Raw genomic sequence first — 21459 nt, 5'->3', positions numbered from 1 at the left:
GTGTGTGATTGCATGTGAAGTCGCTTACCAAGTGAAAAGCGCTGTGTAGTCTTTCTGATCGCCTGCGCCGCGCAGGCAACTGGCACTGCGAGAAACCACCGAAGGTTCGAGCTGGCCTTTGATCTGGCGTACGGCGCGGTACTCGGACCGGCAGTCGCGACTGTTCGCAGGGTCAACGCTTATATGCAGCACAATGGCAATCGGTACATTGTTGAAGGACTCGACGTGCGGCTTGCCTTGTCGGTCAACCGCAAATTGGCAAGGCCATGGCATTTCGAGTGGCAGCACGCTCCGATCCGGTTTACGCAACACGCAGCGCTGCTGGTCGTTCTCCAGTGTCAGCTGTTGTGCGCCCAGGGTGACTACCTGATCCGCGGCAGCAGGCGGGGCTTGCTGGTCGGCGCACGCGGATACACTCGACAATACGCAACACAGGACCACAGCGTTTCGGCTGGACTTGATCATGTCAGCTCCCAGAACCAGATGGCTCGGGATCGGTAGGAAGGGTCGCTATACCGGCCGATGGTCAGGCCGCGATTCCACAGGTCGATATGGTCGCCAGTGCGATTGTCCGATGACTCTCCTGTCTGCTGGAAACAATCCTTGAAGAAGATGAGTCCGGTCTTGTCTTGTAACTTGCGGCGTTCCTCGGCACTTCCACCGAGAATCAGTGGCCGCCCCAGATGATGCTTCCACAACCAGTTCGCCAGCGACTCGGCACCCCTGGCATGTTCATGCGCACATTTGGGTTCGGTATAGGTAGATTTGTTGACCTTGATGGTCAGCTCCGCATTGAGCGTCATGCTCATACGGATAGCACACTGGTTTTCCCAAGGGCCCTCACAGGGCTTGGCGTCAGGATACGTAACCAGAAGGTCGGAATAGGCTTTCCACAAATTAATAAACGAAGGCTTGGCCATGACTCAGACACCGAGTGGAAAAGGATTGGATTCGAGCAGGCACCAAAACGCCCCCGGCGTATAACGCCGGGGGCATCTTCGATTACACCTTGACGTTCTGGCGGATGTTCCAGCCGAACTTGACCGGCCCGCCTTCCTTGGTGCCATCGGCCTTTTGCGGCTGGTAGTCCACCAGTACCTTGGCGAAGTTCAGGGTGAGGTTTTCGGTCAGGCGATCATCGCTGCCCGAGCCGCCGGTGCTCAGGGACGTGACCAGCACTTCTTCCAGGTTGATGATCATGTACTCGACCTGACTTTCGCCGCCGGCCTTGCGCACGGTCAGCTTGACCTTGTCGATGTGCTTGCCGCTAGCGCAGTGCATCATCAGGTTCGGTGAGGCTTTGTCGACGTACTTGGTCAGCGACAGGTCCTGGATGTTCACCTTGCCGGCACCACCACCGCTGCCCACGTGCATATTGCCGGACTGAGACATGCCCCAGCTCCAGTTCAAGACGTCGATTTCGTCCTTGTGGGCCTTGTCCATGGACTCGCCCTTGATGTCGCCGATCTTGATGAAAATATCAACAGCCATGTTTTCTCCCTGTGTGGTCTCTACCACATTGTTTAGTTAACGCCGACCTTGCGAAATCTGTTCAAAGCTCCTGCAGCATCACGCTCTTTTCGGGTCTGTCCCAATGCCAGTCAAGGCACAAAACCTGTGGGAGCGAGGCTTGCCCGCGATGCAGGCACCGCGGTTTTCAGCCGGACCGTGTTGATGCCATCGCGGGCAAGCCCGGCTCCCACACAAGCGTGCCACTGCAGGTTTTTATGCGCCTTTGGCCGAAGGCAGCTTGGATACCAGGCGCAGCGACACGGTCAGACCTTCGAGCTGATAGTGCGGGCGCAGGTAGAACCTGGAGTTGTAGTACCCCGGGTTGCCTTCCACGTCCTCGACGATCACTTCGGCCGCCGCCAATGGGTGCTGGGCCTTGGTGGTTTCGGTGGAGTGCGCCGGGTCGCCGTCGACGTAGTTGAGGATCCAGTCCTGCAGCCAACGCTGCATTTCGTCCTTCTCTTTGAAGGAGCCGATCTTGTCGCGCACGATGCACTTCAAGTAATGGGCGAAACGGCAGGTGGCGAACAGGTACGGCAGGCGCGCGGCCAAGTTGGCGTTGGCGGTGGCGTCCGGGTCGTCGTACTCGGCCGGTTTCTGCAACGACTGGGCGCCGATGAACGCGGCGAAGTCGGTGTTTTTCTTGTGCAGCAGCGGCATGAAACCGTTCTTCGCCAGTTCCGCTTCGCGGCGGTCCGAAATGGCGATTTCGGTCGGGCACTTCATGTCCACGCCGCCATCGTCGGTGGGGAAGGTGTGCGCCGGCAGGTTTTCCACTTCACCGCCAGACTCCACGCCACGAATGCGCGAGCACCAGCCGAAGTGTTTGAACGAGCGGTTGATATTCACCGCCATTGCGTAAGCGGCGTTGGCCCAGGTGTACTTGGAACTGTCGGCACCGTCGGTGTTTTCTTCGAAGGCGAAGGCCTCCACCGGATCGGTCTTGGCGCCATACGGCAGACGCGCGAGGAAACGCGGCATGGTCAGGCCGATGTAGCGCGAGTCTTCCGATTCGCGCAGCGAGCGCCAGCCAGCGTATTCCGGTGTGGTGAAGATTTTGGTCAGATCGCGTGGGTTCGACAGTTCCTGCCAGGAGCCCATGCCCATCACGGTCGGCGATGCGGCGGCGATGAACGGCGAGTGCATGGCCGCGCAGACTTTCGACAACTCGCCCAGCAGCTCGACATCCGGCGGCGACTGGTCGAAGTAGTAATCGCCCACGAGGCAACCGTAAGGTTCGCCGCCGAACTGGCCGTATTCTTCCTCGTACATCTTCTTGAAGATCGGGCTCTGGTCCCACGCGGTGCCCTTGAATTTCTTCAGGGTCTTGTGCAGGTCGGTCTTGGAGATGTTGAGCACGCGAATCTTCAGCTGCTCATCGCTCTCGGTGTTGTTGACCAGGTAGTGCAAGCCACGCCAGGCGCTTTCCAGTTGCTGGAAATCGGGGTGGTGGATGACCTGGTTGACCTGGGCGGTGAGCTTGGCGTCGATGGCCGCGATGATTGATTCGATCGACTTGATGGCGTCGTTGGACACCAGGTCGGTCTGCGCCAGGGCCTGTTCGGCCAGGGTGCGCACGGCGGTCTCGACGGCTTCGCGAGCGCGTTCGGTCTTGGGTTTGAATTCTTGCAGCAGCAGGGAGGAGAAGTCGCTGGTTTGCTCGGTTCCGGCGGCGGTTGACTGATTGTCACGTACTAATTCGTTCATGATCATTCGTCCTGATTAAGCCTGAGGCTCGGCTGGCTTCGGCGCACTGGCAAGCGCCTGGAGCAGCGCCGGATCCTTGATGGCCTTCATGATGATTTCTTCGGCACCGGTCTTGCCGTCCATGTAGGTCAGCAGGTTGGCCAGTTGGGTGCGCGCTTCGAGCAACTTGTTCAGCGAGTCGACTTTGCGCGCCACGGCGGCCGGGCTGAAGTCGTCCATGCTTTCAAAGGTGATGTCCAGGCTCAGATTGCCTTCGCCGGTCAACTCGTTGGGCACGTGAAATGCGACGCGTGGCTGCATGGCCTTGAGGCGCGAGTCGAAGTTGTCGACATCCACCTCGAGGAACTTGCGATCGGCCACGGGCGCCAGAGGCTCGGCGGGCTTGCCGGCGAGGTCCGCCATGACGCCCATGACGAAGGGCAACTGGACCTTTTTCTCGGCGCCGTAGAGCTCGACGTCGTACTCGATCTGCACTCGAGGCGCGCGGTTGCGCGCGATGAATTTCTGAGAACTTTGCTTCGCCACGTTGCTGCTCCTGGTCGCTTGAGCGACGGTGTTGGCGTCATCGGTGGTACCGGTGACGTGACTGCGTGATCCGTTCGCTTTTATTCGCTGTCTGGTCCGCGCAGGTTTTCAAATTGGCTCATGCCGTCGGGAATCAGGTTGCGCACGATGGCCGCAAAGTCGGCGTGCACCAGATTCTTCGCCCGGTTCAACAGCACCGGCAGCGGGCTGGAGGGCTCATGACGGGTGTAATACGCAAGAATCCGGTCCAGGCTGCGCAGCACGTCGTCGCGGTTGTTGATTTCGCCAGTGCTGCGCGGTGTGCTCGTCGCGGTGAGGTGTTCAACCGGCGCGGCACTGTCGTCGCTGATGGAATCGGGCAGGGGGCTGTCGCCGCTCTGCGGGGCGAACTGGCCGAGAATCTGCAGGGCCATTTTTAGCGGTTGCTTCAACAGGCCAAGGTCAACGCCCTGGGCGGAACCGATGTGTTCGCTGACTTGTTGCTCGATGGCCTCGGCGACGCTGCGGGCCTCGTGTAAAGCGGCGCGAGTGATTTCCAACTGTTCGGGATCGCTGTCGAGGAACGCCCCGGCGAGCTGCTCGGCGCCGAGGTTTTCGTCAGGGAAACTTTGCAGGCCGCTGGCATTGGCGGCGGCGCGCAGGCTGACAGCACCAAAGGTTCGCGAACGGGCCAGGATGCTTTCGCGCAGCAGGCGAATGGTGGCATCGGACGTCAGGCCGGCGAGGGCATTGATGCGCACGGTGGGGTCGTTGTCGTCTTCGGCATCCAGGCGCGGATGCAGGTCGGCCCAGTACTGCTTGAGCAACTCGCTGATCAGCGTCAGGACGCGGGCCAGGCCGGTGACGCCTTCGAGGGCAAGGGAGCTTTGCAAAAGGAAGTGGGTGATACGCAGGTCTTTGCTGCGTTGCAGCAAATCCAGACTTTGCTGCTGGATGCTGCGCCATTCAGGGGGGGCGGCAGGCAATATCGAATCGCCCATGCTGCGCTCGGGCTGGCCTTGGGAATCGCGTTCCAGGCGCAAAAAATCCGCGTCGTATTCCAGATCTTCGCCACAGGGCGAAGTCGCGGAAACGGCAGCGAGCAACAAAGGCACTTCCACTGAATTTGATCTCCCTATCGCCCGACTGACAGAGTCGGGCCGTTCACATGTTAGCTCCAGGTGGAACTACGCATGTTTCCTTGAGTGTAATGGCCCTTTGGATACGCGGTGATCTTAAAGTGCCATCATTGTTATTCAAGAAGTTGTTATTTTTGGTGTAGTACTTATGGCTTGTCAAGGTAAGCTATTTCCCCCGTGTGACAGATGTGAGGTGCTTAACAACCTGCGCGACCGATGGGTCGAGGCAGGCACTGATGCAGGTTTTTTGTCACGCAAGCCGGTTAAGATCAGCAATCATGCTGGAAAAATACCGTTTACGAGGTTGTTTGCAAGGTTGTCGGACCGAGTCTGGCGGGAGTGAATCCCGATTCGTCCGCGCGCAAAGTGTTCAGCAAGGAGGCAAGATGTCGCTGTGTTTGACTATCACTAGTTATCACAAAATTACCCCTGGCCAGTGCCCTGAGAAATCCATGAATCAGGGTGTGATGGCGATAGGTCGAAACTCTGATAATGACTGGGTATTGCCCGACCCTGAGCGCTTGGTTTCCGGCAAACATTGCGTTATTCAATATAAAGATGGCCGGTATTACTTAACCGATAACAGCACTAACGGTGTGGAATTGGTCAAGGCCGGTATTCGTCTGCGCAAGGGAAACAGCGAGCCGTTGCAAGATGGCGAAGTTATTCGCATCGGTGATTATGAAATCCAGGCACGTATTGATTTCAGTCTGCCAGTGACCGACGGCAATCCTTTCGCTGACTCGTCCAGCAGCTTTGAGGCCCTGATGGGGCGTCAGGGCGCCGTCGTGAATACGCCGACGTCGTTGCCCGTGACACCACCTGCGCATTTTCAGGGCGTATCGGCCATGGACACGATGCCGGACCTGTTCGACTTTCTGACACCGACCAGCGTTCCGCCGGCCACCCAGCCCGACCATGTCCCGGCCGAGCTGCACGACTTCCGCCCACCGACCCCGATCCCCACCCCAACGCCCGTGGCCGGGCCTGAACCGTTGGTGTCGGCCCCGGTGATTCCGGAAGATTGGGACCTGTTCAGCGACAAGCCTGCGCCGGTGGCTGTTGCCCCTTTGCCTGTTGCAGAGGTTGCGCCGCCAGCCGTACCTCACATCAGCGTACCGATCGAACCGGCACCCCGTTGCGAACCGCCTGTGGCCGTCGTCGAGCGCCTGGTCGATCCGGTCAACAATTCTGAACCCGACCTGTTGCAAGCCTTTCTACGCGGTGCCGGGCTGGATCAAGTGCGCCTGGACAAGGCCCAGGCCGAAGCGCAAATGGAAAGCATCGGCCGCAGTTATCGGCTGATGGTCGAAGGCCTGATCGATGTCTTGCGCGCCCGTAGCAGCCTCAAGGGCGAGTTCCGCATTCAGCAGACGATGATTCAACCGGTGGAAAACAACCCGCTGAAATTCGCTCCCAACGTCGATGAAGCGTTGCTGTTGCTGTTGCGCCACAGCAATCAGGCGTTCATGGCGCCGGACCTGGCTGTGCGCGACAGCTTCGATGACTTGCGTGCCCACCAATTGGCGGTGATGGCTGGCGTGGAGGCTGCAATCAAGCACCTGCTGGCGCGCTTCGAGCCGGCGCAACTTGAAGAACGCATGGGCAAGCCCGGTGGCCTTTCGAGTATTTTCAGTGGCTCGCGACAGGCCCAGTACTGGCAGCAGTTCACCGAGCTCTACAGCAATATTTCCCGCGAGGCCCAAGAGGATTTCCAGGACCTGTTCGGTCGGGAATTCAGCCGCGCCTACGAAGAACACAGTACAAGGCAGCGCCGCGGCTGAGCATCGCCATCGCATAGCGCCATTCATAGCAAAGAACGGAACAACGGATAGCTGAAACGTCATTGAGGACGCAGGATGATTCCCAGGTTTTTACTCGCAGTCGCCACCGCGCTTCTGCTGACCGCATGTGCCAAGGATGCGGTCAAACCCCAGCCCGAAGAGGCTGAGGTCGAGGCCGACACTGCCGCTGTCGAGTTGCACTTTCACGCCATTGCCGGGCTCAACCCCGGCGCCACTGGCCAGCCAGCCCCGGTCCGGGTGCGTATTTTCGAATTGAAAAACGCCGCCACCTTCGGCCGTTCCGATTATTTCGCACTGGCCGAACGGGCTCAGGCGACGCTCGGCGCAGATTTGATCGATCAGGACGAAGTGCTGATCCAGCCCGGCCAGCAGTTGAGCCTGCAACGCGACCTCGACCCGGCCACCCGCCATATCGGCGTACTGGTGGGGTATCGCGAGCTGGATCAGTCGTTGTGGCGCGCGGTGATGAATGTCCCGCCGCGCCAATACACCGAATACCAGATCAGCCTCGACGTGCGAGCCGTGCGCAGCGCCGTCGTGGTTTCCCCATCCAGCCCTGCCCAATAAGCAATCGGAGCCCCCATGTCCTGGAACAATCGTGTGGTCTGGTCGGAAGGCATGTTCATTGGAACGCAGCACTTCCAGCAGCATGACCGTTACCTGGAGAACCTCATCGATGCCCGGAGCCGTCCGCTGTCGGCCGGCGCCTGGGGTTTCTCCGAATTGCTGATCGACCAGGGTCTGCTGGCCCAGGGCAAACTGGCCATCATCTCGGCGCGGGGCCTGTTGCCGGACGGCACGCCATTCAACATTCCGCAGGATGACCTGGCGCCGAGCCCGCTGAATGTCGATGACAACCTGCGCGATGGTTTGGTGTACCTGGCTTTGCCGCTCAAGCGCGCCGGTGCGCGAGACACCGTTGACGAAGGCGAAACCCTGGGCGCTGCGCGCTACGTGAGCCAGGTGCGCGAAGTACGGGACGACAACGCGCCGTTTGAAAACCAGGCGCCGGTGGCCGTCGGCTCAAGGGCGCTGCGATTATTGGTTGCCCAGGATGGCATCAGCGACTACGCCGCCATCGGCCTGGTGCGTATCAAGGAGAAACGCGCCGACCGCGCCGTGGTGCTCGACGACTCTTATATCCCGCCGCTGCTGGACGTGGTCGCCTCCAACCCCCTGGCCGCGTTTCGCAACGAACTGCTGGGCCTGCTGCATCAACGCGGCGAAGCCCTCGCCGGGCGGGTGGTGGCATCCGGTGCCGGCGGTGCCTCGGAAATTGCCGATTTCATGCTGCTGCAACTGGTCAACCGTGCCCAGCCGCTGATCCAGCACTTGAGCCAGTTGAGCCCGTTGCACCCGGAGCGGTTCTACAGCGAGCTGGTGAGTCTGGCCGGGGAGTTCTCGACCTTTACCGCTTCCGGGCGGCGACCTCAGGAATACCCGCAGTACCAGCACGATGACTTGGCGCTGAGTTTTGCTCCCGTGATGCAGGCTCTGCGTGAGGCGCTATCGATGCTGATCGACAGCAAGGCCACGCCGATTCCGATCGTCGAAAAAGCCTACGGCGTTCATGTGGCGATGCTGGCCGACAAGGCACTGCTCGACAGCGCCAGCTTCATCCTGGTGGTGCGCGCCGATGTGCCCGCCGAAACCCTGCGTAGCCACTTCGGCCAACAGAGCAAGGTCGGCTCGGTGGAGCACATCCGCAATCTGGTCAACCTGCAATTACCGGGCATTGGTCTGCTGCCGCTGCCGGTGGCGCCACGGCAAATCCCGTATCACGCCGGCTCCACTTATTACGAACTGGACCGGGGCAGCGAGCATTGGCAGCAACTGGCCAACTCCGGCGGTTTTGCGTTCTACATCGCGGGGCAATTCCCGGGGCTGAACCTGGCTTTCTGGGCGATCCGAGGATAAACCGCAATGAGCAACGACGATCGTACCCAATTCATGCCGACACCCGGTGGCCGTGGTGCCGACCCGGTCCGCCCGGAGGCTGGTCGCGCCCAGGCCGCGCCGCTTTCGATGCCGGCCGCGCCGCTTTTGATCGGCACGGCCGAAGGTCTCAACCCCCTGGAGAGCGCCGCGGGCCCGTTGCTGGCTTTGCTGACTCGCTTGCGCAACACCATTGCCCATCCGGCGCCGGCGAGTCTGCGGGCGCAATTACTGGCCTACCTGCGCCAGTTCGAGGAGCGCGCCGAGGCTGCCGGCGTGGTGCGCAACGATGTGTTGCTGGCCCGTTACGCCTTATGCACGGCCCTGGATGAAGCGGTGTTGAGTACGCCGTGGGGTGGTGCCAGCGACTGGGGCAAACAGAGCCTGCTGATCACCGTGCACAACGAAGCCTGGGGCGGCGAGAAGGTGTTCCAGCTGTTGGAACATTGCCTGCAAAGCCCCCGCGAACGCTTGTATCTGCTGGAGCTGTTGTACCTGTGCATGTGCCTGGGTTTCGAAGGGCGTTATCGGGTCATGAACGACGGTCGCAGCCAACTGGAAGCCTTGCGTGAACGCACCAGTGCGGTTATCCGCAGTGCCCGTGGCGATTATGAGCGTGAACTGTCGCCCCATTGGCGCGGCGTCACCGTGGCCCGCGACCGGCTGGCGCAATTCATGCCGCCATGGATCGCCGTGGCCATCGGCGTGGCGTTGCTGCTGGCGCTGCTGTTTGGTCTGCGCTTGAAACTGGCCGCCGATGCCGAGCCGGTGTTCAAAAATATCCATGCGCTGGGTGAGATCCCGGTGCAGGCCATCGACCGTCCGGTGGTGCAACCGAAACTGATCGAGCGTCCACGCCTGGCGGGCTTTCTTGCCGATGAAATCAAGGCTGGGCGGATAGCGGTGGAAGACGCCGTTGACCGTTCAGTGGTGACCATCCGTGGCGATGAACTGTTCGCTTCGGGCAGCGCCAGCATCGTCGACAATTTTCAGCCGCTGATGCTGCGCATCGCCGATGCCATTCGCAAGGTCAAGGGTCAGGTCCGGGTGACCGGCCACAGCGACAATCGCCCGATTGCCACTTTGCGGTTTCCATCGAATTGGGCCTTGTCCGAGGCGCGGGCCACTTCGGTGCTGCAAATCCTTTCGGCCAAAACCGGCCAGCCTGAACGCTTCAGCGCCGAAGGCCGCAGCGACACCGAACCGTTGGCCTCGAACGCGACTACAGAGGGCCGCGCACGCAACCGTCGGGTCGAAATCACAGTGTTGGCGGAGGGGGTCGAGTGAAGGCGTTTTTCAGTTTTATCATCCGCTGGGTCATTCCGTTGCTGGGGTTGATTGCCCTGAGCCTGATCATTTGGTTTGTCGGGCCGCTGCTCGAGTTCCTGGTGCCCGAAGGCCGGCGCTGGGCGCTGATCATTCTGGTATTCGCGGTGTGGATCGCCTATCGGGTGTTTCGCATCATCCAGGCCCGGCGTCAGGCCGCTGAAGTGATGCGCAGCCTGGCGGCGCAAACCCCGCCGGACCCGACCAGTATCGCGACGGCAGAAGAACTCGAAACCCTGCGCCAGCGCATGGACGAAGCCTTGGCGCTGTTGAAGAAAGCCAAACTGGGCGGTGACGAGCGTCGTAACCTGTACGAACTCCCGTGGTACGTGATCATCGGCCCGCCGGGTTCGGGCAAGACCACGGCGCTGGTCAATTCCGGGCTGCATTTTCCGTTGGCGGCGCAGTTGGGCGCCGGGGCGGTCCGTGGCGTCGGTGGCACGCGCAATTGCGATTGGTGGTTTACCGATCAGGCCGTGCTGCTCGACACCGCCGGGCGCTACACCACCCAGGACAGCGACGCGACAGTCGATAAAGCGGCGTGGCTGGGTTTTCTCGGCCTGTTGAAAAAACAGCGGGCCCGACGCCCGATCGACGGCGCGTTTATCGCCATCAGCCTCTCCGATCTGCTGCTGGGCAGCGACGCCGAGCGCGCCGCCCATGCCGCCGCGATCCGCCTGCGTATCCAGGAGCTGTACACGCAACTCGGCGTGCGCTTTCCGATCTACCTGATGCTGACCAAGCTCGATCTGGTGCCAGGGTTCATGGAGTATTTCGATACCCTGAGCAAGGAAGAGCGGGTCCAGGTCTGGGGTATGACCTTTGCCCTGGACGACGGCAAAAACAATGACAGCCCGCTGGCCCATCTGCAAAGCGAATTCACCGGCCTGGAACAGCGCCTCAACGATCGTTTGGTGGAGCGTTTGCAACAGGAACGCGACCCGGCGCGGCGCGATCTGATCTACGGCTTCCCGCAACAGTTCGGCGCGTTGAAAGATTGCCTGCAAAGCTTCCTTGAGGGCGTATTCAAACCCAACGCCTTTGAAGAGCGGGTGCTGTTGCGCGGTGTGTATTTCACCAGCGGCACCCAGGAAGGCAGCCCGATTGACCGGCTGATCGGCTCCATGGCCCAGAGCATGAACCTGGACCGCCAGCATCTGGCGCGCCAGAACGGCACCGGGCGCAGTTACTTCATTGAAAAACTCTTCAGCGCCGTGGCCTTTGCCGAGCGTGGGCTGGTGGGGGTCAATCCGAAAGTCGAACGTCGGCGCAAGTGGATTGCCCGGGGCGTGCTGGCCTCGACCGTGGCCCTGGTGCTGGTGGTCGGGACCTTGTGGTGGGTCAGCTACCGCGCCAACCAGGCGTATATCGCGCAAGTCGATCAGAAAGTTGCGCCCCTGGGCCAGGCCGTGCAGAACCTCAGCCCGGCACAACGGGACGTGCTGGCGGTGTTGCCCTTGCTCAACGCGGTAAAGCACTTGGCCGACGATGCGCCGAGCTGGGCCGAAGGCCTGGGCCTGTATCAGGGCAACATGCTTGAAGCCGAGTCTGGCAGCGTCTATCGCAAGCTGCTGATCGCGGTCTTCGCGCCACGCTTGCTCACGCGCATCGAAGAGCAACTGCACGGCGGCGGCAATTCGGACTTCCTTTACGAAGGCTTGAAGGCCTACCTGATGCTCGCCGACGGCGAGCATTACGATGCCGACTTCATCAAGGCGTGGATCGCCCTGGACTGGGATCGCAGCCTGCCGCGCGACTTGCCGGCCGAGCAGCGCGCTGCCCTCGGGGAGCATTTGCAGGCACTGTTTGAGCGCCATCCACCCACCGCACGTCTGGACCCGCGCCTGATCGACGACCTGCGCCGACAGTTGCAGCAGCTGCCGGTGGCCCAGCGCGTCTATGACCGGGTCAAGCGGCAGAAACTGCCGGACGGCATCCCGGATTTTCGGATCAACGAGGCGGCCGGGCGTGATGCCGCGCTGGTGTTCAGCCGCAAGAGCGGCAAGCCGCTGGGCGAACCCTTGAGTGGTTTCTTCACCGCCAAGGGTTACCGTCAAGGGTTTTTGCTCACCAGCCTGAGCCAGACCGGTACCTTGGCCGAGGAGCAGTGGGTGCTCGGTCGCGACCAGGCAGAACAACAGAACGTCGCCAGCCTGGCCGCCGATGTGCGCCGTCTGTATTTCCAGGATTACCAGCGCCAGTGGGACGCCTTGCTGGCCGATATCGACTTCGTGCCGATCACCAGCGTGGCCCAGGCCGCCGATGTGCTGCGGGTGATTTCCGGCCCGACCTCGCCGTTGAAAAAACTGCTGGTAGCAGTGGCGAAGGAAACCGACCTGCAACAGGAAGAACGCCTGCTGGCCGCCAAGGGCGCGCCGGTGGAAGGCGGGGTCGACAAGCTCAAGGAGCGCTTGGGCACCTTGCTCGGCCAGGAGCAGGCGACGCAAAACACCCCGGATGCCAGTGAAGATCCCATCACCGCGCATTTTGCCGAACTCAACAGCATCGTCAGCAAAAACGAAGGCGAGCCGGCGGCTATCGACGGCCTGCTGGCCGACATGAACGCCCTGTATGTGCAGGTCAGCGCCATGGTCGGCGCCAGCGGCGACGCTTTGCTCGGCGAAGCCAAGAACCAGGCCGCAGCGGCGGCGACACGGGTCAGCCTCAACGCCGAACGTCAGCCGCCGCTGGTGCAGGGCCTGGTCAAGTCGGTGGTCAACTCCACCACCAACAGCATGATGGGCGGGGTACGCAATCAACTGAACGCGGCCTGGACCAGCGAAGTGCTGAACATCTATCGCCAGTCCCTGGCCGGGCGTTATCCGATGTCGCCCGGCAGTGCGCGGGACGCAACCCTGGACGACTTCGGCCAGTTCTTCGGCGTAGGCGGGGTGATGGACAACTACTTCCGCAAATACCTGCAGCCGTACGTGGATACCTCGACCCAGGCCTGGCGCTGGCAACCGGGTGCCGCACAGAAGCTCGGCATCGCCCCGGGCGTGCTGCAAACCTTCCAGCGGGCAGCGACCATCCGGGATGCGTTTTTCCGTTCCGGCGGCACCCAGCCGATGGTGCGCTTCGAACTCAAGCCCGTGGCGATGGACGCCACCATCACCCAGTTTTTGCTCGATCTCGATGGCCAGCAATTGAGCTACGACCACGGCCCGAGCCGCCCCACCTCCATGCAATGGCCCAACCCCGGCAGCATCGGCGTGGTGCGGATCTCGATCATGCCGCCTTCAGCCAGCGGTCGTTCGGGCATCACTTTGGACGGGCCTTGGGCCTGGTTCCGTCTGCTGGAGCAGTCGGACCTGACCGCCGGCAACTCGCCGGACCGCTTCAACCTGCGGCTGCGGGTCGATGGCGCCAGCGTCTCTTATGAGCTGCGGGCCAACAGCGCCTTCAACCCCTTCAAGAGCCGTGTGCTCAGCGGTTTCAGCCTGCCGGAGCGTCTATGAGCACGCCGGGCTTCTATGGAAAACTGGCCAGTCGCGGGGACTTTGTCAGCCGTGGCTTGCCGCAGAGTTTTATTGGCCCCTGGGATTCGTGGCTGGCGGCGGGCTTGCTCGCCAGCCAGAGCCTCGGGGACCGTTGGCTGGATGCCTATCTGGTCAGTCCGCTGTGGCGCTTTATGCTCGGGCCCGGTGTATGTGGGCCGCAGGCCGCCGTTGGGGTGGTGATGCCGAGCATCGATCGGGTTGGCCGGTATTTTCCGCTGACCGTCGCGGTGTTGCTGGATCACGACGCTGATCCGGCGTCGGTGGTGGGCGGCGCGGATGTCTGGTTTGAACAGGTTGAGCAATTGCTGTTGAGCACGTTGAGCGTGGAGGCGAGCTTCGAAGCCTTCGGTGCAGGACTGGAAACGCTGGGCGGCCCGGCGTACCTGCCACGTGCTCCAAGCAGCCGTTTTGCCGGCCTGCATCGCTTTGATGCCACTGACCCGAAGGCGCGAATGACCGTGCTTGCCGAACTGGCCTGCGAAGGCGCAAGCCTGTGGTGGGGCCGGGGTTCGGAGCGTATCGCTCCTGCTTTATTGCGGTGCCAGGGCTTGCCGGCCGCCGCTGATTTTGCGCAATTTTTGCTCGGCCAAGAAGGTGTTGTGTAGATGTGTCCAAGCCTTGGAAAGACGTTCAAGTCTGCAAGCAAGAGCCATGTCGGTATGGTCCGCCAGGTTAACGAAGATGCCTGCCTGGACCGGCCGGAAAACGGTCTGTGGGTGGTCGCCGATGGCATGGGCGGGCACGCGGCGGGCGACTACGTCAGCAGTCTGATCGTCGACAGTCTGCGTAACATCGCCGTGGGCCGCTCGCTGGATGAATACGTCGCGGCGCTGAAAACCGACCTGCTGCGGGTCAACGCCGCCGTGCGTGAAGAAACCGCCAACCGCGGCGTGACCATGATGGGCAGCACTGTGGTGGTGCTGGCGGCGCGCGGCTTGCGCGGGGTTTGCCTGTGGGCGGGTGACAGCCGCTTGTATCGCCTGCGTGACGGTCTGCTCGAAAGCATCTCGCGGGACCACAGTTACGTTCAGGATCTGCAGGACAGCGGCCTGCTCAGCGAAGCTGAAGCCCGGGTGCATCCACGAGCCAATATTGTCACCCGTGCCATTGGGGTCGAGGCGCAACTGGAGCTGGCGACAGTCGAGCTGCTGTTGATGCCCGGCGACAGTTACCTGTTGTGCAGCGACGGGCTGAACAAAACCATCGCTGACCATGAGATCAGTGAGGTGCTGAGTCACGACGAGCCCGGCGAAATCGCCAGCAGCCTGGTGTCCCTGGGTCTGATGCGCGGCGCTCCGGACAACATCACCGTCATCGTCGTGAAGGTGCCTTCATGAGCCTCACCGCGAACATTCTGATCCCGGGCTACGACATCGGCGATGAGATCGGCGAAGGCGCCATGGCCAGCGTTTACCTGGCGACCCAGCGCTCGCTGGAACGCAAGGTGGCATTGAAGGTCATGGCCGCTGCGCTGGCGGCCGACCCGAGTTTCTGCGAGCGCTTCCTGCGCGAAGGTAAAACCCTGGCGCGCCTGTCTCACCCGCATACGGTCACCATCCATGACATCGGCCATGTCGGTGAGCTGTATTACATGGCCATGGAATTCCTGCCCAACGGCACGCTCAAGGAGCGCATCGCCGCCGGTCTGACGCCGGAGCAGGGCCTGATCTATATCCGTCAGATCGCCTCGGCCCTGGGCTACGCCCATGGGCTGGGGCTGGTTCATCGCGACGTCAAACCGGCGAACATTCTGTTCCGTGCCGATGGCACGGCGGTGCTCTCAGACTTCGGCATCGCCAAGTCCATGGATGACCGCACCCAGTTCACCCAGGCCGGTTTCGCCGTCGGTACTCCCAGCTACATGAGCCCGGAACAGGCGCGCGGCCAGGATATTGATGGCCGGGCCGATCTTTATGCCCTGGGCGTGGTGCTCTACGAAATCCTCGTCGGCAAACTGCCGTATACCGGCAATGACGCACTCTCCACGGCCCTGGCGCATTTGACCGAACCGTTGCCGGAGTTGCCGGTGCACCACGGTCGCTATCAAGAAGTGCTGCGCAAGCTGTTGGCCAAGGATCCGGCCGAGCGTTTCCCGGATGCAGCGGCGCTGTTGCAGGCGCTGGATAATCTGCCTCGGGAATCGGTTGAGGCGACCACCATCCGGCCATTGCCAATTGCGGTATCGCCGATTGCGGTGAGCAATGATCTGGCGGGACTGACGCCGGTGTCCATCGATATACCGACTGGCCCCGCGCAGCCACAACCTCGATCCAAGCCTATACACAAGCCTGTTCCGCCGACTGTGAAGCCGTCGCCGTCGTCCACGGTCTCGGAACAGCGAAAAGGGCCGGTGTTTGCACTCGCCTTCGTCGCGGTAGCCGTGGCGCTGGCCTTGGGCGGCGCGGGTTATTGGTGGCTGTCCGGTGATGTCGAAGCCGACGCCAAGGTGCCGGTGGTTTCAGCACCGCCGGCCAGTGTGCCGCCGACCGTGGCGCCACCCGTAAAGCCCCCCGTGGCAACGGAGGTCGATGGCGGTCAGCGTCCGCTGCTGATGGCCGGCAAAAAAACCTTGTTCCAGCGAGTACTCAGCAAGCCGGGGGCGAAACTCGCCAGCGACCCGGGGGCCACACCCGACAAGTCCTTGCCGGCGTTCTCGGTGCTTTACGTCTATCAGCGCAAAGAGGTGGATGGCAGCGCGTGGTTGCGTGTCGGCGCCGCCACCGACGGGCGCAGCGACGGCTGGTTGCCGGCTGCGCAAGTCAGCGACTGGAAGCAAAGCCTGGTACTTAAGTTCACCGAACGCTCCGGCCGTGCGCCGGTGATGTTCCTGCGTCAGCCCGGCGACGTGGAGAAGCTGCTGGCCGATCCGTCGGCAGCCAAAAACCTGCTGCTCAAGGCCCAGCAGAATCGCGAAGACAACCAGCAGGTACTGGCCCTGGAACCGGCTGCGAGCGCGGTACCGCAAAACCAGTTTTACCTGTTGCCGATTTTCGATTCGCGCGAGAGCTTCGATGAGAACGGCCAGTCGGTGCAGTTGCTGAACGTGGCATCCATCGACCCCGGCAATGCGCCGAAGGCCGCTGCCAACAGCACGCCAATCATCACCGCCAACGCCGACGCATTCCGCACCGCCGTGGTGTTGGTCGTTGATACCACGGTGTCCATGCAGCCCTACATCGATCAGGTTCGCGACGTCGTACACCAACTGCAAACCCGCATCGCCGAGCGGGGCGAGCAGGACAGTGTCAGCTTCGGCCTGGTGGGGTTTCGCAGCAGCACCCAGAAAACCCCGGGCCTGGAATACGTCGCCAAAACCTTGATCACCCTGGAACAGGGCCGCGACCCACAGCGCTTCATGGATCTGGCGCGGCAGGTCAAGGCGTCTACGGTTTCCAGCCATTCGTTCAACGAAGATGCGTTTGCCGGTGTGATGGAAGCGGTCGAGGGCATGGACTGGTCTGGCTATGGCGGGCGCTTGATCCTGTTGGTCACCGATGCCGGTGCCTTGCGCAAGAACGACCCGTATGCCGCCACGCAAATGAACGAAGCCGAAGTGCGCCAAGCCGCGCTGGGCAAGCAGATCAAGATCTACGCCTTGCACCTGCTCAGCGATGCCGGCAAGAAAACCCATGGCGGTGCGCAAAGCCAATATCGCACCCTGACCGCCGACGCCAACCCGCAGATCGGCGACCTGTACATTCCGGTGCCGGGCGCCGATGTGCGCAAGTTCGGTGAGCGGGTGGACGAGATCGGTTCGGTGTTTGCCGACCTGGTGCATCAGGTGCGTGGCAACAAGCCGCAAACCGTACCGCTGCTGAGCGCCGCGCCGAGCCTGAGCGACAAATCGGCGGCCGTCGGCTACGCGATGCACATGGACTTCCTGGGGCGTAAAGCCGCCAGCCAGGCGCCGCAACTGGTCAGCGCCTGGACCGCCGACCGCGACCTGACCAACCCGGCACTGCCGGCGTTCCAGGTGTGCGTGATGTTGACCAAGTTGCAGCTCAACGACTTGCAGCAATCGCTGAAACTGATCGTCGATGCCGCCCGCAAGACCCAGACCTCACCGAAGAATTTCTTCCAGGAAATCGCCAGCGCCAGTGCCTACATGAGCCGCGATCCTTCGGCCTTGCGCAAGGGTGGCAACCTGGCCGATGGCGGGGTTCTGGGTGAGTACCTGGAAGGGCTGCCATACCGCAGCAAGTCGTTGAACATGACCCAGGATTTGTGGCTTTCGCTGAGCGTGGCCGAGCAGGAGGACTTTATCGACGAGCTGGATTCGAAGATCCGCCTCTACGAAACCTTCCACAACGACCTGGCTAACTGGGTGCGTTTCGGCGATGCCGAACCGGGCGATGCCTTGTACCGCGTTCCATTGTCGACGCTGCCGTGATGCTGAACATGAGCGCAGTGCACAAACACCGGGGCGTCGGCAGCCAGCGTTACAGCCTGGTGATTCCACGGCTGCAACTGCATGCCGGTGAACAATTGGCGGTGGTCGGTCCCAGTGGCTGCGGCAAAAGCACGTTGCTCGATTTGCTGGCGCTGGTGCTGGCGCCGGATCAGGCCGGGCAGTTTGATTTTGCGCTCGGCCAAACCAGGACGGACATTACTCGGCTGTGGCGCGCTGATGCGCAAAGTGCCCTGGCGGACCTGCGCCGCCGGCACTTGGGCTACGTGCTGCAAACCGGAGGCCTGCTGGATTTTCTGGACGTGCGCGGCAACATCGACCTGTCGCGCAAACTGCTCGGCTTGAAAGACGACGGCAGCGTGGATCGACTGGCCGGGGCGTTGGATATCGCCGATCAACTGGGCAAAAAACCGGGTGATTTGTCCGTCGGCCAACGGCAGCGGGTGAGTTGTGCCCGCGCCCTGGCCCATGGGCCGCATCTGCTGCTGGCCGATGAACCGACCGCCGCCCTCGATCCGCTGAACGCGGAACGTGTGATGCAGTTGCTGGTGACCCAGGCCCGCGAACATGGCGTGTGCTGCGTCGTCGCGACCCACGACGAGTCACTGGCCCGCGCCAGCGGTTTGCAGGTGCGGCGCATCAGTTGTCATCGCGACATCGATGGCGGTGTCACCGCCATCCTCGGGGAGGCCTGCTGATGCGCAGCGCGCTGGTGGCTTCCCTGGCCTGGCAGGATTACCGCAACGATGCGTGGCTGTCGGCTTGTTCGGTACTGGCGCTGGTGGCGGTGGTCGCACCGCTGCTGGTGCTGTTCGGCTTGAAATTCGGCTTGGTCAGCAGTTTGACCGAGGGCTTGGAAAACGACCCGGCCACCCGGGAAATCATTCCCTTGGGTGGCGGTCGGTTCAGTGCCGCGTTTATCGAACAATTGAGCCAGCGCAGCGACGTGGCTTTCGCCTTGCCGCGCACCCGGCAGATTGCCGCGACGGCGGATCTGACCGCTGGCGCTTCGACGGTGACCGTCGAAATGATCCCCACAGCCGCCAACGACCCCTTGCTCGGCAGCCTACCGGTGCCCCAAGGGCTGGATCAGGTGCTGCTCAGCCAGACCGCCGCCGAAAAACTCGGGGCCAAGGCCGGTGACTGGCTGGAGGCCAGTTTCGGTCGGCAGGTGGCTGGTCGTGGCGAGGCGCAGCGCACTCGCGTCCAGGTGCTGCACGTTCTGCCGCTGGAAGCCTTCGCCCGGGACGGATTGTTCGCGTCATTGACGTTACTGGAAGCGGCTGAAGATTACCGGGATGGTCGCGCCGTACCAGCGTTCGGTTGGCCAGGTGATGCGGTAGGCGTGACGGAGCAGCGGGTGTATCCGGCGTTTCGCCTGTACGCCCGCAACCTCAAGGATGTCGAGCCGCTGCGTCAGTACTTCGCTGCACAGAATCTGCTGGTCTCGACCCAGGCCCAGACCATCGCCCAGGTGCAATCGCTGAGCCGCAACCTGTCGATCGTGTTCTGGATCATCGCCGGATTGGCCTTGGCGGGAGCGTTCGCGGCGATTTTTGCTGGCGCGTTGGCGGCGGTCGAGCGCAAGCGCCGAGAGTTGTCGGTGTTGCGCCTGTTGGGGTTTTCCACGGCGGCGTTGCTTTTGTTTGTGGTGGTGCAGGCGCTGTACAGCGCCGGCCTTGCCGCCCTGTTGAGTGCCGGGCTGTATGGCCTGGCGCAATCGGGTTTAAACCATTTATTTGCGCAGATGCCGGGTGAGTACGCCAGCCATCTGCTGGCGCGTCACTACGCGTTGGCCCTGGCGGCCGTGCTCGGCGTCAGCGCCGTGGCGGCAGTCTGTGGTGGCTGGCGAGTGGCGCGTATCCAGGCGTGTGAAGGAATCCGAGATGTATAAGTTACTGGGCGCCGCCGTGGCGCTGAGCCTGGCCAGCATGGTCTGGGCTGATGAAAGCACCGACAAACTGGACAACCCCAAGCCGTTGCCCGACGACGTCAGCCTGCCGCTGCCGTGCGAAGGGCAAATGGTGTTCCGTTACGCCTACATCCTGGCGCAGGGCACTCTGGACGACCGCGAGATCAGCCTCGGCTATCCATTCAGCGAGGGCGAGGCCGGTTATCAACAGTCGTTCATCTCCGGTTACCGCCGGGACTTTATCAACGGCCAATTCACCCTCAAGGATCTGCCCAAGGATTGGGGCAAGACCATCACGCCGTTGATGCCCAAGACGGACGCCAAGACCCCGCTCAAACCGATGCTCTACTTCATCGGCAAATACGAAGTCACCGCCCGCCAATACGCCCAGGTCATGGCCCAGGCGCAATCGTTGGCCAGCGGCGAGCCGGCGCCGGCCTGCGAGGCATTGCAAGCCGAGGCCCCGCAAGGCATGGCCGGGCGTTTGCCCAAGGTGAAGTTGTCGCGATTCGAGGCCGAACGCTTCTCGGCGGTGTATAGCGCCTGGTTGATGAAATACCACAAGGACCTGCTACCGGTGAGTGGTCGCGGCACTTCGGCGGAAGAGGGCGGGCTGGGTTTTGTACGCTTGCCGACCGAGGTCGAGTGGGAATTTGCTGCCCGTGGCGGGCAGGCCGTTAGCCGTCAGGACCTGGAAGGGCGTCTGTTTCCCCGGCGTCTGGAAGGCAGCGAAAGCGATGGGCCATTGGCGGACTGGGCCGTCTTCAATCAGGTCGCCGGGGGCACCGGCCAGGCAGCGCGTCTGATGCCGATCGGTACCAAACTGCCAAACCCCATCGGCCTGTTCGACGTGATCGGCAACGCCGCCGAAATGGTCCAGGAGTCCTTCCAGCTTGTGCATGCCGGACGCCGCCAAGGCACCTACGGCGGCTTCGTGGTCAAGGGCGGCAATTACCTGGAAGGCGAGGGCACCTTGTTCACCGGGATGCGTCGCGAGTACCCGCTGTTCGCCGCCGACGGCACCGAGCAAAGCAACGAAACCACCGGCTTCCGGGTCGCGATTGGCGCGTTGTCGGCGCCACGTTCGCGCTACAAGGAGCTGTTTGCCCAATGGCAGAAAGAAGGTCGGCTGGCTTCGCTGACCGATGCCATCGACGACGCCCAGGACCCGACCAAACGCCTGGACAGCATCATCGCCGCCAGCGTCGACCCGCGCCTGCAAGCCGAATTGGGGCTGGTCAACGAAGAGCTCAAGCGCAACGTCTCGCTCATCGCCCAGCAGCGTGAGGAAGCGGCCGGCAACCTGATCCAGTCAGCGGCCCTGGTGGCCGAGACCATCAACAACTACAACATTCGCCTGACCAATTTGCAGAAGAGTCGCCAGCAGGCCCTGGACGCCAGGGACGAGGCCAGCGCCAAGCTGTTCGCTACCGCCATCGACAATGGCCGCAGCGCGCTGGACGGCGCGGTGGCGATCTATATCGACAACCTGGCGACCGGCACGCGCTACACCGATGCCGTGATTCAGGCGCAATTTCAACGCATCAAGGAAGAGTTGGAGCGCAAGCCGGTACTGGGCAAGAGCCTGGTAACGCGCGCAACGTTATTCGTTCGCCATGTCGGTGATTATCGTCAGCAACGACGAGCCGACCCGGCGGCGATATTGAAGGAATTGCTCGCATCGAACGCTCAGCGGTCTTGATCGTTCGTT

At 62.1% G+C, this 21459-nt stretch carries 17 protein-coding genes; 11 read left to right on the top strand and 6 right to left on the bottom strand.

The features are described from left to right. Positions 1-24: 24 nt before the first annotated feature. The 6 genes from ACZ3HH_RS20130 to tssA all read right to left on the bottom strand — a co-directional run bounded on the left by ACZ3HH_RS20130 (position 25) and on the right by tssA (position 4844). A complete protein-coding gene (locus tag ACZ3HH_RS20130) occupies positions 25-465 on the bottom strand; it encodes a hypothetical protein (protein WP_465807018.1) in 441 nt (146 codons plus the stop codon). Continuing rightward, entirely contained in the window at positions 462-920 is a 459-nt protein-coding gene (locus ACZ3HH_RS20125) for a type VI secretion system amidase effector protein Tae4 (protein ID WP_465807016.1), read from the bottom strand. Before ACZ3HH_RS20125 ends, ACZ3HH_RS20130 begins: the two co-directional genes overlap by 4 nt. Positions 921-1002: 82 nt before the next feature. Then, positions 1003-1491 (bottom strand): Hcp family type VI secretion system effector, encoded by a 489-nt coding sequence (locus ACZ3HH_RS20120; RefSeq protein WP_007894494.1) that lies wholly within the window; start codon positions 1489-1491, stop codon positions 1003-1005. A gap of 234 nt (positions 1492-1725) precedes the next feature. Continuing rightward, complete coding sequence (gene tssC, locus ACZ3HH_RS20115) at positions 1726-3219, bottom strand: type VI secretion system contractile sheath large subunit (protein ID WP_465807013.1); 1494 nt, start codon at positions 3217-3219, stop codon at positions 1726-1728. Positions 3220-3234: 15 nt separating this feature from the next. Continuing rightward, complete coding sequence (gene tssB, locus ACZ3HH_RS20110) at positions 3235-3744, bottom strand: type VI secretion system contractile sheath small subunit (protein WP_007894500.1); 510 nt, start codon at positions 3742-3744, stop codon at positions 3235-3237. 80 nt (positions 3745-3824) lie between these two features. Continuing rightward, positions 3825-4844, bottom strand: coding sequence for a type VI secretion system protein TssA (tssA, locus tag ACZ3HH_RS20105; protein WP_465807010.1), 1020 nt, complete (start codon positions 4842-4844; stop codon positions 3825-3827). Positions 4845-5248: 404 nt separating this feature from the next. On the opposite strand from tssA, the gene tagH reads away from it, so the two are divergent. From tagH to ACZ3HH_RS20050, 11 genes are all read left to right on the top strand, one after another. After that, on the top strand, positions 5249-6646 hold the full coding sequence (gene tagH, locus ACZ3HH_RS20100) for a type VI secretion system-associated FHA domain protein TagH (RefSeq protein ID WP_465807008.1): 1398 nt from the start codon (positions 5249-5251) through the stop codon (positions 6644-6646). Positions 6647-6721: 75 nt separating this feature from the next. Further along, the gene (gene tssJ / locus ACZ3HH_RS20095) at positions 6722-7234 is read left to right on the top strand and encodes a type VI secretion system lipoprotein TssJ (RefSeq protein WP_465807006.1); all 513 of its coding nucleotides are present in this window, start codon (positions 6722-6724) and stop codon (positions 7232-7234) included. A gap of 15 nt (positions 7235-7249) precedes the next feature. Continuing rightward, on the top strand, positions 7250-8584 hold the full coding sequence (gene tssK, locus ACZ3HH_RS20090) for a type VI secretion system baseplate subunit TssK (RefSeq protein WP_465807004.1): 1335 nt from the start codon (positions 7250-7252) through the stop codon (positions 8582-8584). A gap of 6 nt (positions 8585-8590) precedes the next feature. Continuing rightward, positions 8591-9889 (top strand): DotU family type VI secretion system protein, encoded by a 1299-nt coding sequence (locus ACZ3HH_RS20085; protein ID WP_465807002.1) that lies wholly within the window; start codon positions 8591-8593, stop codon positions 9887-9889. Continuing rightward, entirely contained in the window at positions 9886-13386 is a 3501-nt protein-coding gene (gene tssM / locus ACZ3HH_RS20080) for a type VI secretion system membrane subunit TssM (protein WP_465806999.1), read from the top strand. The genes ACZ3HH_RS20085 and tssM overlap by 4 nt, the downstream gene beginning before the upstream one ends. Next, the gene (gene tagF / locus ACZ3HH_RS20075; RefSeq protein WP_465806997.1) at positions 13383-14033 is read left to right on the top strand and encodes a type VI secretion system-associated protein TagF; all 651 of its coding nucleotides are present in this window, start codon (positions 13383-13385) and stop codon (positions 14031-14033) included. The genes tssM and tagF overlap by 4 nt, the downstream gene beginning before the upstream one ends. After that, the gene (locus ACZ3HH_RS20070) at positions 14034-14765 is read left to right on the top strand and encodes a PP2C family protein-serine/threonine phosphatase (protein WP_465806995.1); all 732 of its coding nucleotides are present in this window, start codon (positions 14034-14036) and stop codon (positions 14763-14765) included. Next, on the top strand, positions 14762-17818 hold the full coding sequence (locus ACZ3HH_RS20065; RefSeq protein WP_465806993.1) for a serine/threonine-protein kinase: 3057 nt from the start codon (positions 14762-14764) through the stop codon (positions 17816-17818). Before ACZ3HH_RS20070 ends, ACZ3HH_RS20065 begins: the two co-directional genes overlap by 4 nt. After that, on the top strand, positions 17818-18534 hold the full coding sequence (locus ACZ3HH_RS20060) for an ABC transporter ATP-binding protein (protein ID WP_465807423.1): 717 nt from the start codon (positions 17818-17820) through the stop codon (positions 18532-18534). The genes ACZ3HH_RS20065 and ACZ3HH_RS20060 overlap by 1 nt, the downstream gene beginning before the upstream one ends. Further along, positions 18534-19730: an ABC transporter permease gene (locus tag ACZ3HH_RS20055; protein ID WP_465806991.1), complete on the top strand. Its 1197-nt coding sequence runs from the start codon at positions 18534-18536 to the stop codon at positions 19728-19730. The genes ACZ3HH_RS20060 and ACZ3HH_RS20055 overlap by 1 nt, the downstream gene beginning before the upstream one ends. Next, on the top strand, positions 19723-21450 hold the full coding sequence (locus ACZ3HH_RS20050; protein WP_465806989.1) for a formylglycine-generating enzyme family protein: 1728 nt from the start codon (positions 19723-19725) through the stop codon (positions 21448-21450). The genes ACZ3HH_RS20055 and ACZ3HH_RS20050 overlap by 8 nt, the downstream gene beginning before the upstream one ends. The last annotated feature ends 9 nt before the right edge of the window (positions 21451-21459 follow it).

The organism is Pseudomonas sp. PME37.24/025, from assembly GCF_055556615.1.
This window is presented reverse-complemented; position numbering and strand designations above follow the sequence as displayed.